The organism is Nocardia sp. NPDC058244, from assembly GCF_042882065.1.
Lineage (GTDB): Bacteria > Actinomycetota > Actinomycetes > Mycobacteriales > Mycobacteriaceae > Nocardia.
Genome location: NZ_JBHVWX010000003.1, coordinates 532,953 through 547,620, shown reverse-complemented (window position 1 = coordinate 547,620; position 14,668 = coordinate 532,953). Strand labels below are relative to the sequence as shown.

General features: G+C 70.2%; 11 protein-coding genes. 7 read left to right on the top strand and 4 right to left on the bottom strand.

Translation table 11 applies throughout. The features are described 5' to 3' along the window. Nucleotides 1-139: 139 nt before the first annotated feature. From ACFVW6_RS12265 to ACFVW6_RS12235, 7 genes are all read left to right on the top strand, one after another. A complete protein-coding gene (locus ACFVW6_RS12265) occupies nucleotides 140-1,189 on the top strand; it encodes a zinc-binding dehydrogenase (protein WP_378831815.1) in 1,050 nt (349 codons plus the stop codon). A gap of 11 nt (nucleotides 1,190-1,200) precedes the next feature. Next, complete coding sequence (locus tag ACFVW6_RS12260; protein WP_378831812.1) at nucleotides 1,201-2,223, top strand: ABC transporter permease; 1,023 nt, start codon at nucleotides 1,201-1,203, stop codon at nucleotides 2,221-2,223. Between the two features lie 44 nt (nucleotides 2,224-2,267). Further along, entirely contained in the window at nucleotides 2,268-3,341 is a 1,074-nt protein-coding gene (locus ACFVW6_RS12255) for a substrate-binding domain-containing protein (protein ID WP_355282397.1), read from the top strand. Nucleotides 3,342-3,343: 2 nt separating this feature from the next. Then, a complete protein-coding gene (locus ACFVW6_RS12250) occupies nucleotides 3,344-5,497 on the top strand; it encodes an ABC transporter permease (RefSeq protein WP_378831809.1) in 2,154 nt (717 codons plus the stop codon). Next, nucleotides 5,494-6,576, top strand: coding sequence for a hypothetical protein (locus ACFVW6_RS12245; protein WP_378831806.1), 1,083 nt, complete (start codon nucleotides 5,494-5,496; stop codon nucleotides 6,574-6,576). The genes ACFVW6_RS12250 and ACFVW6_RS12245 overlap by 4 nt, the downstream gene beginning before the upstream one ends. A gap of 5 nt (nucleotides 6,577-6,581) precedes the next feature. Then, entirely contained in the window at nucleotides 6,582-8,096 is a 1,515-nt protein-coding gene (locus ACFVW6_RS12240) for a sugar ABC transporter ATP-binding protein (RefSeq protein ID WP_378831804.1), read from the top strand. A 139-nt stretch (nucleotides 8,097-8,235) separates the two neighbouring features. Beyond that, the gene (locus tag ACFVW6_RS12235) at nucleotides 8,236-9,594 is read left to right on the top strand and encodes an MFS transporter (protein ID WP_378831802.1); all 1,359 of its coding nucleotides are present in this window, start codon (nucleotides 8,236-8,238) and stop codon (nucleotides 9,592-9,594) included. A 38-nt stretch (nucleotides 9,595-9,632) separates the two neighbouring features. On the opposite strand, the gene ACFVW6_RS12230 is transcribed toward ACFVW6_RS12235, so the two are convergent. From ACFVW6_RS12230 to ACFVW6_RS12215, 4 genes are all read right to left on the bottom strand, one after another. Further along, nucleotides 9,633-12,941: a protein kinase gene (locus ACFVW6_RS12230; protein ID WP_378831799.1), complete on the bottom strand. Its 3,309-nt coding sequence runs from the start codon at nucleotides 12,939-12,941 to the stop codon at nucleotides 9,633-9,635. Between the two features lie 91 nt (nucleotides 12,942-13,032). Beyond that, nucleotides 13,033-13,323 (bottom strand): WhiB family transcriptional regulator, encoded by a 291-nt coding sequence (locus tag ACFVW6_RS12225; protein ID WP_378831797.1) that lies wholly within the window; start codon nucleotides 13,321-13,323, stop codon nucleotides 13,033-13,035. Beyond that, nucleotides 13,320-13,529 carry a hypothetical protein gene (locus ACFVW6_RS12220; protein WP_355282415.1) on the bottom strand — a complete coding sequence of 70 codons (210 nt, stop codon included), beginning with the start codon at nucleotides 13,527-13,529 and terminating at the stop codon, nucleotides 13,320-13,322. The genes ACFVW6_RS12225 and ACFVW6_RS12220 overlap by 4 nt, the downstream gene beginning before the upstream one ends. 70 nt (nucleotides 13,530-13,599) lie before the next feature. Next, nucleotides 13,600-14,454: an acyl-CoA thioesterase domain-containing protein gene (locus tag ACFVW6_RS12215; protein ID WP_378831794.1), complete on the bottom strand. Its 855-nt coding sequence runs from the start codon at nucleotides 14,452-14,454 to the stop codon at nucleotides 13,600-13,602. Nucleotides 14,455-14,668: the final 214 nt, after the last annotated feature.

Sequence of the window (14,668 nt, the reverse complement as noted above, 5' to 3'; positions counted from 1 at the left end):
TCCAGGTCAACCCTTGTGACGCGTGACACCGCGTACTTAATATTCTGCCCACCGCCACTGGAGTGACCTGAGTCTCATCGGTGCTCTTCAAATATATCAAGCATTGTGCGTGGCATGGTCTGGGTAAGGAGTAGCAACTATGCGGGGTGTTGTGTTCAACGGGGATCGCGACCTCGAGATCGCCGAATTCGACGATCCGGCGCCGGGTCCCGACGACGCCGTCGTGGCGATGAAGGCCTCCGGCATGTGCGGCAGCGATCTGCGGTTCTACCGCGCCCCGGCGGGCGACGCGCTGGCGGCCTTCGGCCTGTCCGGCGACGGCGGCGGCATCATCGCGGGCCACGAACCCTGCGGGGTGGTCGTCGCGCTGGGCGCGAATGTCGACCAGCGCGCGGTCCGCGTCGGCGACCGGGTGATGATCTACCACTACGACGGTTGTGGCACCTGCGATCGGTGCCGTACCGGCTGGACCCAGATGTGTCAGCGCGGCGCGACCATCTTCGGCGCCACGGCCCACGGCGGCCACGCCGACTTCATCAAGGTGCCGGCGCGGACCCTGGTGCCGCTGCCGGACGAGGTGAGTTTCGCCGCGGGCGCGGCGATTTCGTGCGGTACCGGCACGGCCTACGGCGCGCTGCGCAGGCTGCGGCTCGACGCCTGCGATGCCATCGCGGTCTTCGGACTCGGCCCGGTCGGGCTCTCGGCGGTGCAGCTGGCCGCGGCCATGGGTGCCGAGGTGATCGCCGTCGACGTCCAGGCCGACCGGGTCGCCAGGGCGAGGGAATTCGGCGCCGTCCACACGATCGACTCCGGCAGCGTCGACGCCGTGACGGCGATCCGGGAGCTGACCGGCGGCGCGGGCGTCAGCTGCGCGCTGGACTGCTCCGGCGCACCGATGGCCCGCGCGGCCGCGGTCAAGTCGGCCGCCCAGTGGGGACGGGTCGCCTTCGTCGGCGAAGGCAACGACGTGACCCTCGACGTGAGCCCGGATGTCATCCGCAAACAGCTCACCATCCTCGGCTCGTACACCTTCTCGATCACCGGACAGGCCGACTGCGCCCGCTTCGTCGCCCGGCACGAGCTCGACGTCGACCGGTTGTTCACCGATCGCTGGCGGCTCGCCGACGCGGCCGTCGCGTACGCGGAGTTCGACAAACAGGCAGGCGGCAAGGCCGTCATCGAGTTCTGAACGGGAGCATCATGACGACGACAACCACCGCGGCGCCCAGTACGCCGCGCCCCGGCCTGCGCGACCGCCTCGGCCGCGCGGAGCAGGCCTATTTTGTTCTCGGCATCACCGTGGTGCTGTGCGTGGTCGGCGCCGCCACCACGCCCGGGTTCCTCACCGCGGGCAACTTCGCCAGCCTGCTGCGGCTCTCGGCCGCGTTCGGGATCCTGGCCGTCGGCGTGGCGATCGTGATCCTGGGCAAGGGCATCGATCTGTCCATCGCCGGTGTCGCGCTCGGCTGCGCGCAGACCACGCTGGCGATGATGTCGCAGGGCCGACCGGAATGGCAGGCCATCGCGGTGGCCGCGGCGGTCGCGCTGATCGTCGGCCTGGTCAACGGCGTGCTGGTGGCCTATGTCGAGGTGCCGTCGCTGTTCGTCACGCTGGCCACCGGTCTGCTGGTGATCGGCGGTGTCGACGTGCTGCTGCTCGACAGTAATTACTACGCCCTGCCCGGCGGCTCGTGGATCGCCGAACTGAGCAACGGCTCGGTCTTCGGCGTGCCGCGGCCGGTGGTGATCGCCGCCCTGGCCTTCCTGCTGGCCTGGCTGTTCGTCACCTACACCGCCGCGGGCAGGCTGATCCGGGCGATGGGCGACAACTTCGCCACCGCCCGCGCCACCGGCGCCCCGGTCCGTCCGCTACAGGTGCTGACCTACGTGATCTCCGCGCTGCTCGCGCTGCTGGCCGGCTACCTGACGGTCTCCATCCAGGGCAGCGTGCAGACGACGGTCACCTCCTTCGACCCACTGCTGTTCACCGCGCTCACCGCCACCGTCATCGGCGGCATCTCCCTGGCCGGTGGCCGCGGCTCGATCCTCGGCGTCCTCGCCGGCGCGCTGTTCATCGGCGTGCTCAACAACCTGCTCGTCCTGCACGGGCTCACCTCCGCCGTCCAGGACCTGATCCGCGGCGGCGTCCTGATCGTGGCGATCGCACTCGACGCCTGGCTGCATCCGCGCGACGAGGAAACCGCCAAGAGCGGCGAACTGTGATGTCCGCCTTCGTACCACCCCGTTCTCACAAGGAGTCTTCGACGATGAAGAAAAGAATGATCGCCCTCGCTCTCGCCTCGGTCTCGGCCGTCGTCCTCGCGGGCTGTTCCACCGGTGGGCGCACCGCGGCCACCGGACCCGTCGGCGGCGGCGAGCAGGCGTTCGGTGAGAACGTGCAGCTGTTCGACGCGACGCAGCAGGTGCACGAGTCGATGGCGGGCAAGAAGGTCGCCTTCGTGCCCATCCTCTACAAGGGCTACAACCTCACCATGAACTGGGGCGCCTCGATGGAGCGCGCGTTCGGCAACCTCGGGGCCGACTTCCAGGTCTACGACCCCAATTTCGACACCGACAAGATGACCAGGATCATCAGCGACCTGATCGCGCGCAAGGCCGCCGACGTGCTGATCCTGCACAACCCCGACGTGGGTGTGCTGTCCAAGCAGATCGAGGACGCCCAGCGCGCCGGCATCTACACGATCGTGGTCAACATGATCTCGAGCCGCCTCGGTGACGCCTACATCGGCGTGGACAACATCGCCGCCGCCGAGGACATCAGCAAGCGCGCCGTCGCGGACTGCGAGAAGCGCGGTGCCCCCAAGCGTCTGGCGATCATCGACGGCCCCGGCAACGACGCGGCCTCGCTGCTGTGGTCCAAGGGCGTGCACAACGTGCTCGACCCGGCCGGCTTCGAGGTGGTGACCACCGCGCACACCCAGTGGCAGAACTCGCTCGCCCAGCAGGCCGCCGAGTCGATCATCCAGCAGCAGAAGAACAACTTCTGCGGCTTCCTGGTCACCTACGACCTCAACTCGGTCGCCGTCGGTGACGCCGTGCAGAGCGCCGTCTCCCGCGGCGTGATCCCGGCCGACTCGCTGGCCACCTACACGATGGCGACCGACACCCTGTGGTGTGACGCGTTGCGCCAGAACAAGGTGACGGCCTCGGCGTCCTATGACGTGCAGGGCGTCGGCACCGCCGCGGTGGTGACCGCCCAGCAGCTCGTGCAGACCGGCGCGGCCCCCGGCAGCACGCACACCGTGGCCTTCGTCCCGCACACCATCGTGGATCGCGGCAACGTCGACAACACCACGATCGCCTGCTACAAGGGGCAGTGAGCATGGCCCGCGGAATCGACGCCTTCGGGCAGACCGGCGGCACCTGGCGGGACCGGTTCGCGCCGGCCAGGTCGCTGTCGGACCTGTTCGAGAAACGCTGGATGGAAGGGGCTGTGCCGCTGGGCCTGGCCCTGCTGCTGAGCCTGCTGTTCGTCCTGCTCACCCCGGTCGGCCCGGCCGACACCCCGATCATCATGGACGAGGTGTCGGAGAAGGGACTGCTCGCCATCGGCCTCACCGTCGTGCTGGTGGCGGGCGGGATCGACCTGTCGGTGGGCTCGATGGTGGGGCTCACCGCGATCGGGGCGATGGTGGCCTCGCGTGCCTGGGACTGGCCGATGGCGATCGTCGCGCCGGGCACCATCGTGTTCGGTGCCCTGCTCGGCGGTGTGAACGGCTACTTCATCGCGTTCCGGAAGATGCGGCCGTTCATCACCACGCTGGTCACCCTGGTGGCCTTCGGCGGTGCGGCCGCCGCGCTGCAGTCGGCCTACAGCTTCGATCTGAGCATGCCGAAACCCGATATCGTCTGGGACTTCCTGGGCGAGGGCACCATCGCGACCGTGCCGACCGGGTGGGTGTTCTTCCTCGCGGTGCTGGTCGTCGTCCACGTCGGGCTGACCCGGTCCCGGTGGGGCTGGTGGGTCTCCGCGGTGGGCAGCGACCGGCGCTCCGCGCGCCGCAACGGCATTCCCGTCGACCGGGTGACCTTCCTGGTCTACGTGCTCTCGGGCACGCTGGCCGGGCTGGCCGCGCTGCTCACCTCGGCGCGGGTCGGGCGCACCGACCCGGACATCGGGCAGGGCTGGGAGATCATCGCGCTCACCGCGGTCGTGCTCGGCGGCGTGAGCCTCAAGGGCGGGCGCGGCTCGGTCCTGCGGGCCACCGTCGGCATCATCGTCGTGCAGGTGATCCAGCAGGCCACCGTCGCGATGCGGCTCGAAGGTTCCTACTACACCGTGATTCTCGCGACGGCGCTGCTCGTGTTCGCCGTGCTGGATCTGCAGTGGGGCAAGTACCGGCAGCGCACCGCCGACAAGCTGAAGATCGATCCCGGCCGGATCACCCTCGGCCCGCTGGTCGACGTCACCGAGCCGGGCACCGTCTGGACGATCAACGACACGATGACCGCCGCCCCGCCCATCGGCCTCGGCAAGATCGAGGGCGCCGAGGACTGCGCCGTCGACACCGAGGGCAACGTCTACTGCGGTGACCGCCGCGGCTGGGTGTGGAAGTTCGGCCCCGACAATCCCGACGAGGGCGAGATCTTCGCGCGCACCGGCGGTTTCCCGCTCGGGCACGGCTGGGACCGGGACGGCCGCCTGCTGGTCGCGGTCGGCGGCATGGGCGTCTACCGGCTCTCGCCCGACGGCGAATCCGAGCCGGTGGCCACCAAGGTCGCGCGCAGCCGGTTCTCGCTGCTCGACGACTCCGGTCTGCGCGCCGTCGACGATCTCGATGTCGCGCCCGACGGCTCGATCTACGTCTCCGACTTCTCCACCCGCACCAACGCGGCCGAGTACCTGGTCGAGCTGGTGGAATCGCGGGCCAACGGACGCGTGGTCCGGATCGATCCCGACGGCAGCACCGAGGTCGTCGTGTCGAACAGCGTGTTCCCCAACGGCATCTGCACCGCGCACGACGGCCAGTCGATCCTCATCACGAGCACCGGCCTGTGCCGGGTCGACCGGCTCTGGATCGCGGGGCCGAAGCAGGGGCAGCTGGAGCCGGTGCTGGAGAACCTGCCCGGCAATCCCGACAACCTCAACCGCTCCTCCGACGGCAACTACTGGCTGCCGTTCGTCTCGATGCGGACGCCGATGTCGGACCTGCTCAATCGCTATCCGGCGGTGCGCAGGCGGATGACCCAGGAGGTGCCGCTGGACAGCTGGGTGGTGCCGCAGCTCAACGTGTCCTGCGTGATGAAGTTCAACGATCGCGGCGAAATCCTGCAGGTGCTGTGGGATTCGTCGCTGGCGAACTACCCGATGGTGACCGCCGTCAAGGAACGCGCCGGACAGCTCTACCTGTGCGGCGTCAGCAACAACCGCATCGGCAGGCTGACCCTGGACCCCGGCGAGGTCGGATCGATCGATCCGGCCGCGGTCCCCGGTCTGCTCGTGCCGGGCCGATCGATGGCGGAGGTCGAGGGATGAATCGCACGCTCAGCACCCTGAAGGAATGGCTGAACCCGGACTGGGCACGGCACCGCACGGTACCGCCGTTCGAAGCGGGACTGCGGCCGAACCGCAGGCTCGACGAGGGCGCCGCACTGCTTCCCGCCGGCGACTTCGAGCCCGACGATCTGCTGATCCGCGCATCCGGTGACGTCGTGTTCTCCAGCGGTGACACCGTTTTCACGCTGACCGGCGCGGTGGTCACCCCACTGGCCGCCCTCGGCGGCCGGGTCGGCGCTCTGCTCGCGGTCGGCGCGAGCGTGATCGCCGCGGTCGACGGCGTCGGCCTGGTCACCGTCGACGCCGCGGGCACCGCCCGCGACCTGTGCACCGACCCGCTCGTGGCGTCGTGTGTCACCGACCTGGCCCTGCTGCCCGACGGCACCGTGCTGGTCACGGTCGGGTCGAGCACCGTCGGGGACTGGGCGGCCGCGCTGGTCGCCGACGACCGGACCGGGCGCGTCGTGCGCGTCACGGGTGCCAAGGCCGAGCTCGTGGCCGACGGCCTCGGCTGGCCCGCGGGCATCGAGAGCGCCTCGGACACCGAGGTCCTGCTGTCGCTGAGCTTCGAGCACCGCATCGAGCGCCGCGCGACGGCGGCGCTGGGCACCCGGGGCACGCCGGTGGGCGCGAACCTGCCGGTCTATCCCGGCCGGATCACCGCGACGGCCGACGGGTGGTGGGTCGCGGCGCCGTACGCGCGCAACCGGTTCACCGAACTGCTGCTCGACGAACCGGAGCTGCTCCACGAGATGACCGCGACGATCCGTCCGGACCAGTGGTTCGTCCCCCGGCTGCGCTGCCCGAACCCCTACACCGACACCCTGCAGCTCGGTCAGCTGCGGGTGCTCGGGGTGATCAAACCCTGGGCCCCGGCCCGGTCCTACGGCCTGGCGTTCCGGCTCGACCGCCGGGGCCGGATCGCCGAGAGCGTGCACTCGCGCGTCGACGGCGACCGGCACGGGATCACCGGCGTCGCGTCCCGTGACGGCCGAATCCTTGTGGCGGCGCACGGTTTCCGCAACGTGCTCGAGCCGCAGACAGCGAACGAAAGGTGAGTACCGTGACGCAGAGCGACACCGCTGTCGCCACGGAGCCGGTCATCCGGCTCACGGGGGTCAGCAAGCACTACAGCGGAACGTACGCGTTGCGCGATGTCGACTTCGAGGTCAGGCCGGGGGAGATCCACGCCCTGCTCGGTGAGAACGGCGCGGGCAAATCCACCCTCGTCAAGGTGATCTCGGGGGCGATCGGGCACGACGCGGGCACCCTGCTCGTCACCGGGCGGATGCGCAACTTCACCGCGCCCAAGGAATCCGCGCAGGCCGGGGTCGCGATGGTGTACCAGGAGGGCTCGCTGGTCGAGTCGATGACGGTGGCCCAGAATCTGTTCCTCGGCGACGAGCAGCCCTTCAACAACCTCTCGCAGCTCAACGTCGTGGCGCGAGAACTGCTGGAGTCGCACAACTTCCACATCCGGCCGGAGGTACCCGCCGGTGCGCTCGGCATCGCGCAGAAGCAGATGGTCGAGATCGCGCGCGCGGTGCACCGCGACGCCAAGGTGGTGATCCTCGACGAACCGACCGCCTCGGTGACGCCGGAGGAACGGTTGCAGCTGTTCCTGTCGATGCGCCGGCTCAAGCGCCAGGGCATCGGCGTCGTGTTCATCACCCACATGCTCGACGAGGCGTTCGAGGAAGCCGACCGGATCACCGTCCTGCGCGACGGCGAGGTCCAGGGCACCCTCGACAAACCCGATTTCGACCGCACCGAGGTGGTGCGGATGATGGTCGGGCGCAGCGTGGAATATCAACGGGTGCCGCCGAATCGGGAGCCGGACCCGGCGCCGGTGCTCGAGGTCGACGACATCACGCTGCTGCCGGTGGTACGCAATATGTCGTTCTCCGCCCACGCCGGCGAGATCGTCGGTATCTACGGCCTGGTCGGCGCGGGCCGCAGCGAGACGGCGATGATCGTCGGCGGCGTGGTCAAACGCAGGCGGTTGCGGGGCGGCAAGATCCGGCTCGCCGGCCGGGAGGTGCGCTTCCGCACGCCGCGGCACGCGCGCCGGGCCGGGATCGTCTACATCACCGAGGACCGCAAGGCCTCCGGGTTCTTCGGCCACTTCTCGATCGCCGACAACATCTACTTCGGGCATCTGTGCAGCGCGGCCCGGTTGCCGCTGCTGGTGCGCCCGGGGGAGCGGAAGTCGGTGGCGCAGCGGTTCGTCGAACGATTCCACGTCCGCACCCTGCGGCCGGAACGCGCGAAACTCGAGGAGCTCAGCGGCGGCAACCAGCAGAAGGTGGTGCTGGCCAAGGGGCTCACCCGGCAGCCGCTGGTGGCGATCATCGACGAGCCGACGCGCGGTGTCGACCTCGGCACCATCACCGAGATCCACGCCATGATCCGGGCGCTGGCCGACGACGGTGTGGCGGTGGTGGTGATCTCGTCGTACCTGCCCGAGATCCGCGCCCTGTCGGACCGGATCCTGGTCGCCAAACAGGGCAGCATCGTCGCGGAGTTCGATCCCGCCGAGGCCGACGACGAGAAGCTGATGTTCGCCGCGGTGCACTGAGGGGAAGGATTCTTCCCACCCCGCTGTGCGCACCCCCTATCAATGTCAAGAAAAAGTATTACGGATCATATATTGTGCGCTATTGTGACCTGCATCGCTCGGCACAGTCGCCGTCGTGGAGCGTTGAAGGAGAACACAGATGGTCCGTCCCACCCCGCGCAGACGCAGCGGCCTCTTCGTGGTCATGCTCTGCTTCCTCACGATCGTGGCCGACGGCTACGACCTGATCGTCTACGGCGCCACCGTGCCCAGCCTGCTGGAGGAACCAGGCTGGGGAATGAGCAAGGCGGCAGCGGGCCTCATCGGCAGCTGGACGCTGGTCGGCCTGATGGTCGGCTTCCTGGTCGCCGGGCCGCTGGCCGACCGGATCGGGCGCCGCAAGATCATGCTGGCCGGCGTCGCCTGGTTCTCCCTCGGCTGCGCGATCTGCGCGGTCGCGACGTCGCCCGAATTCCTCGGTGCCGCACGGTTCTTCACCGGAATCGGCCTGGGCGGTGTGGTGCCCTCGGCCGTCGCGCTGACGGCCGAGTTCGCCCCGCGCAACCGCAAGCAGATCTACAACGGCCTCATGCTGACCGGCTACTCCTTCGGCGGCATCATCGCCTCGCTCGCGGCCATCGCGCTGCTGCCCGACCACGGCTGGCGCGTGCTCTACGGCATCGGCGCGGTGTGCGTGATCGTGCTGCCGGTGATGTACTTCTGGCTGCCCGAATCGGTGAACTACCTGGTGGCGCGTGGACGTGACGACGAGGCGGCCGAACTGGCCACGACCTACGGTCTCGACCTCGACGCGGTCCGCGCCGAACAGCGGGCCCAGGTCACGGCCACCGCGCAGGGCACCGAGCGGTCCGGCGGCTACCGCCAGCTGCTGACCGGCGAATACCTGCCGTCACTGCTGCTGTTCGTCGTCGTCTGCTTCTGCGGGCAGCTGATCGGCTACGGCCTGAGCACCTGGCTGCCGCAGATCATGCGCCAGGCCGGGTACCCGCTGGGCTCGTCGCTGCAGTTCCTGCTCGTGCTCCAGGTGGGCGCCGTGGTCGGCATGATCGGCGGCTCGCTGCTGGCCGACCGGTTCGGCTCCAAACGCGTTCTCGTCCCGTTCTTCCTGATCGGCGCGATCTCGCTGCTCGTCCTGAGCCGCAAGGTCGACACCGCGGTGCTGATGGTCGCGGTGGCAGGCGCCGGGCTCGGTTCCATCGGGTCCAGCTCGCTGACCTACGGCTACATCGCGGCGCGCTATCCCGCGTCCTGCCGTGGCTCGGCTGTCGGCGCGGCCATGGGGCTGGGCCGGGTCGGATCGATCCTCGGCCCGATGGTGGGTGGCTGGATTCTCGGATCGTCGCTGGCCGCGTACTGGAACTTCTACGCCTTCGCGGTCCCGGCGGTGCTGGCGGCGATCATCGTCATCCTGCTGCCCGGTGCCACCTCGGCGGGTGCGGCGGAGCCTGCCGCCGAGCCGAAGCCGACCGACCGCGATCTGGTGGTGGAAGCGGGCTGATCGGACGGACCTCCCCGGGAAGTCTCCGGGGAGGTCCCTCAGTAGTTTTCCTGGGCCGCGTCGGCAGGCAGTCGAGGCAGGCCGAGCTGTTCACAGCGCCGCACCAGCGGGGCGAGGAGCCGATCCGCCTCGGTCGGGCGGCCCGCCGCTCGCAGCGTCGCACCGAGCGACAGACCCGCGCGCACCCCGGCCAGCGGCCTGCGCTCGGCGTCGACAGCGGCCACCAGGGCTTCGGCGCGCTCGACCGCGAGTTCGTGGCGATCGGCGGCCACGAGCAGCCGTATCGCGGAGTCCTCGTCGAGTTCGTCGATGGCGGTGGCGATTCCGTCCTCGCGCCGGATCGTGCGCGGGCGGGTGATGTCCGCGACGACGGCGGGTTCGAGGGGCACGCCGAGGCGCACCTGCTCATTGCGGACGCGGGCCGCCAAGCGCGGCAGGTGCAGGCGCTCGGCATGAATCGTGCCCTCGTCGAGCAGGTCGAGCGCGCTGTCCCGATCCCCACGGAGCGCGCGCACCCTGGCGCCGGTCGCGTAGGTGGACAGCATGAAGTCGACCCCGCCACCGCCTTCGGTGGACAGTTCCCTGCTCTGTTCCAGGAGTTCGGCCGCGGAATCCAGATCGCCTGTCTCGTAACGTAATCCGCCGAGTAGGGCGCCCGCGAGCCGGGTCGCGTGCGCGGCCGGGCCCATCGTCGACCGCGCGGTGTCGTAGGCGGTCGTCAACAGCTCGGTGGCGCCGGCGACATCGAGCTGTTCCCAGGCGGCGAGGCCCGCGTAGCAGCGCCCGTAGACCGCCAGGAACGGCCCGCTCACCTCGTGATACGGCGCGGCCCAGAGCTGCCAGCGGCGGGCCTTGTCGAAATCGAAACTGTGCAGCGCCACATAGGTGGCGATATTGGCCGCTACCCCGGGAATGCGCGGCGAGAAGTCGTCGGGGCGGGCCAGCGCATCGCCGATCAGGCCGTCCAGCAGCGACACCCGGTCGGTGAACATCTCCCCGACACTGATCGCGACATCGGCCTCGGTGCGCATATCGGTGCGGTCCGGCTCGGCGGGCTCGGCGGCGGCCATGGCGGTGTCGAAGCGGGCGATGGTGGTGGCGGTGGCCGTCGGGCGGCGCAGCACCAGATCGATCCAGATGCCGAACAGCTGGATCCGGGGTCTGACCCGGCACACGGAGGCGGGCAGTTTGGCCAGAATGCCCTGCAGCATCATCATTCTCGAACGCTCGAGCAGATAGCCGGCGCCCTCTTCGACGAAATCGGCCGCGCGCTCGGGGTCCCCGGCGGCCAGGGCGTGCTCGACCGCGTCATTGAGCAGATGATGCCGCGCGAACCAGGCTGCCGCCCGCAGCCGTAACGGTGCGATCTCGGTCGGCCGGTCCTGGGCCAGCCTGCGGCACAGGTACCCGGCGAACAGCTGGTGGTAGCGGTACCACTCGTGGTCAGGGCTCGTCGGCAGCAGGAACAGCCCGCGATCGGCGAGATCGGCGAGCAGGTCGGCGGCGTCGGCGCGTCCGGTGAGCGCGGTGGCCAGGCCGCCGCAGATCCGCTCGCAGATCGAGGTCGTCATGAGGAAGTCGAGAGTGTCGGGATCGAGGGCGTCGAGCACGTTCTCGGCGAGGAACGCCCCGATGTCGGGATGCAGGGCGAGACTGTCGAGCAGGTGCTCGGGCGCCTCGCCCGCGCGCAGCGACAGCACCGTCAGCTGGAGTGCCGCGATCCAGCCGTCGGTGGCGCGGGCCAGTCCGGCGACCTCGCCGGCCGTCAGGTGCACGCCACCGGCCTCGGCCAGGAAGGCGCGCACCTCGTCGGGATCGAAACGGAGTGTGGCGGCGTCGATCTCGGCGAGCTCACCGTGGATGCGCAGGCGGCTCAGCGGCAGTTCGAGCCGCGCGGTGCTGGTGACGACCAGCGGCAGGTGGTGGCAGCCGTGCTCGAGCAGGAACCGGATGGCCGCCACCGAGTCCGCGCCGGTGACACGCTGCCAGTCGTCGAGGACCAGCGTCACCCGCTGGTCGCTCGTGTGCAGGCCGTCGACGAGCGCGGTGAGCACGGCGCGGGTCGGGTCGTCGGGGTTGGCTTCGAGCAGCCGGTCGAGGTCGTCGGCGAGGTCGGGGACGGCGGGCCGCAGCGCCTCGGCCAGGTGGGTGAGGAACCAGGCGACGTTGTCGTCGTCCTCGTCGACCGTCAGCCAGGCGACCGCGGCACCGTGCTCGATCAGCTCGTCGTGCCACTGCGCGGCCAGCGTGGTCTTGCCGAAACCGCTGGGCGCGTGGATGGCGGTGAGCCGGGTGCGTTCGCTGGTGCGCAGATGCTCGAGCAGGCGTTTCCTGGCCAGGGTGGCGCGTGCGGGGGTCGGCGGCCGGTATTTGGTGGCCGGTGTCGGTGGGGCGGTGGTCCGTTCGTGCGCGCGCGGCGGCAGCGGCACGGGTGCCGTCGCGGGGCGCACCGTGCTCGGGATCCGCAGGATGTCGACCTCGCCGCCGGTGCTGCGCTGGGCCTCGCGCAGTTCCGCGCCGAGCGCGGCGGCGCTGTCGGGCCGATCGGCGGGATCGGCGGCCATCGCGTGCTCGATGACGGCCCTGACCTCGGCGGGCACGTCCTGATCGGTGAGATCGGGCCCCGGCTGCGCCGACACCCGCAGGAACTGCGACAGCACCTGCTCGCCGACCCGCCGCTCGTAGGCGACATGGCCGGTGAGCGCGCAGAACAGGGTCGCGCCGAGGCCGTACACGTCGGCGGCCGGGGTCGCCTGCCCGCCGCGCAGCACCTCCGGGGCGGCGAACGCGGGGGAGCCGGTGACGACGCCGGTCGTCGTGTGGAATCCGCCCTGGATCCGGGCGATCCCGAAATCGGTGAGTTCCGGCTCGTTGTAGTCGCTGAGCAGGATGTTGGATGGCTTCACGTCGCGGTGCAGGATGCCGGCCCGGTGCGCGGTCTCGAGCGCGCCCGCCATCTTCACCCCCAGCCGCAGGGTCGCCGCCCAATCGAGGGGGCCGACGGAGTGGATGCGCTGTTCGAGCGAGCCGCGCGCGTGATACGGCATCACCAGATATGGATGCCCGCCGTGCGTGGTGCCCGCCTGGAACACCGCGACGATGTGCGGGTGACCGGAGAGCCTGCCCATGGCCTGCTGCTCACGGACGAAGCGTTGCAGCCCGTCGGCGTCCAGCTCGGCGGTGAGGACCTTGACGGCGACCACCCGGTCCAGATCGGGCTGCGCGCACCGATACACCACACCGAAACCGCCGCGCCCGATCTCCTCGGCGTCCTCGAAGCCCTCGGCGGTCAGTTCCGCCGCGATGCCCGAGGCCGAGCTGCGTTGAGTCGGCAGGTTGTCGGCCATTTCGGCTCGATTCGGTCACGGCCACTCGGCGGTGCGCTGGTGCGCTCGCCTCTATCGAGGATAGCCCGCCGACCGCCGGTATTCGACGACGTCAGGTGCGTTTCGGCGGCCAGTGCAGCCACCGGTAGCGCGCCCGTTCGCGCGGTGTCATCCCGCCCCAGATGCCGTGCGGTTCGTTGGCGGCGACCGCGTGGTCACGGCAGTGTGTCAGCACCGGGCACTGCGCGCAGATCCGCTTGGCGGCCAGCATCTTGCGCGGTTCGTGGCCGGTGTCGTAGAACTCGTTGACATCGTGCGCCCGGCAGACGGCGTGCATCTGCCAGGCCCAGGTCTCCGCGCGCGGGGCGGGTAGTCGCAGCGCGTACACACTGACCCGGCTCATGCCCGATCCCCGGCGGCGACCCGCCGGGCGCGCCGGTGCGCGGCGGCGGCCAGTTCGTGTTCGCGGGCGCTGTCCGGACCGCCGAGACCGGCCAGGTGCTCGTGCAACCGTGCCTTCGCCGCGTACCAGGCGGCCAGCGATTCCGGGCCTGCGCCACGGGCGGGGCGGCTCAGGCACAGCGCGGTCATTTCGATCAGCACGTTCATGGTCGGGTCCTTTGGCGTCAAATATTACGCATAATATTTTATTGAGTGTCGCATGGTCCTGACCTGCGCGTCAACGGTTCGGTGCCGGGGTGTGGTGCGCGGCCGGTTCGGCGAAGAACGTGGGCAGGTCGACGGCCTGATGCGCGTTGGCCAGCGCCGAGACCGTCGCGGTCCCGAAGACGCCGGAGCGATCGAACGCCGCGGCGGTCCCCACGGCGATTCCCGCGTCCTCCCTGCGGTCGATGGCGGCGAAGCCCACCCCGTCGCCCTCGGGCAGGCGCGCCAGCGCCAGGGTGATGTCGGCGTTGATGAACTCGAGTCCGTTCCCGCCGAGGTTGGCCACGACATTCACCACATCGGCGATCCCGGCAGCCAGCTGGAACGGGGTGATCGGCTCGTCCTCGACCACCGGGATCGGCTCGTGCCAGATCTGGGTGCGGTGGTCGTTCTGTGCCTGCGCCGCCGCGCCCCACCCGGTGTCCGCGCTGCGGTAGAGCCGGTGCTGACCGGGCGCCATCGGGGTGCCGGGGGCGGGTGGTCGCGGCTGGACGCCGCCCGACCAGACCGCACCGGCGGGGCTCCGGCTCGGCGCCAGGAACAGGGCGGTTCCCCGTGCGACCGGCCGGTCGTCCTGCCGCAGGACGGTGTCGATCAGGCACAGGCGCCGGCCTTCCCGGACGATCGTCGCCGAGGTGGTGCAGGGCAGCCGCATCCTGGCGGGCCGGAACAGATCGAGGGTCCAGCGGGCCGGACGCACGTCGGTGCGGCCGATGCGGTCGAGGGCACGTTCGGCCTCGCGGGCCAGGGCGGAGCTGACGGCGAGGCCGCGCAGCTGTCCTTCGCCCCACCCGCTGGCCGCCTCGGCCTGGGGGATCAAGGCGATCCCCGCGGGGCTGTCCTGTGTGCGGAAGAAGGCCGATGTCATGCGTATCCCTCCGAGGTTGGCAGATATTAAATATATGATATTGTCTGATCGTAGCCACGATACCTCCCGAGGTCCTGCTGACCCCCTGCCAGGGGGCCTCGGGCCGCGGGGGGGGGGGGCCGGCGGGGGGGGGGTGCGAGGTGGGTCGGGGGGGGGGCGGGTGGGGGGGGTGGTGGTTGGAGGATAGATTTGAGGAGGCGTGGAGAAAAAGCGG

Coding starts and splice junctions, on each gene's coding strand:
- ACFVW6_RS12265 (WP_378831815.1), top strand. CDS start 140: ATGCGGGGTGTTGTGTTCAACGGGGATCGCGACCTCGAGATCGCCGAA.
- ACFVW6_RS12260 (WP_378831812.1), top strand. CDS start 1,201: ATGACGACGACAACCACCGCGGCGCCCAGTACGCCGCGCCCCGGCCTG.
- ACFVW6_RS12225 (WP_378831797.1), bottom strand. CDS start 13,323: ATGAGCCGGGTCAGTGTGTACGCGCTGCGACTACCCGCCCCGCGCGCG.
- ACFVW6_RS12245 (WP_378831806.1), top strand. CDS start 5,494: ATGAATCGCACGCTCAGCACCCTGAAGGAATGGCTGAACCCGGACTGG.
- ACFVW6_RS12255 (WP_355282397.1), top strand. CDS start 2,268: ATGAAGAAAAGAATGATCGCCCTCGCTCTCGCCTCGGTCTCGGCCGTC.
- ACFVW6_RS12235 (WP_378831802.1), top strand. CDS start 8,236: ATGGTCCGTCCCACCCCGCGCAGACGCAGCGGCCTCTTCGTGGTCATG.
- ACFVW6_RS12220 (WP_355282415.1), bottom strand. CDS start 13,529: ATGAACGTGCTGATCGAAATGACCGCGCTGTGCCTGAGCCGCCCCGCC.
- ACFVW6_RS12230 (WP_378831799.1), bottom strand. CDS start 12,941: ATGGCCGACAACCTGCCGACTCAACGCAGCTCGGCCTCGGGCATCGCG.
- ACFVW6_RS12250 (WP_378831809.1), top strand. CDS start 3,344: ATGGCCCGCGGAATCGACGCCTTCGGGCAGACCGGCGGCACCTGGCGG.
- ACFVW6_RS12215 (WP_378831794.1), bottom strand. CDS start 14,454: ATGACATCGGCCTTCTTCCGCACACAGGACAGCCCCGCGGGGATCGCC.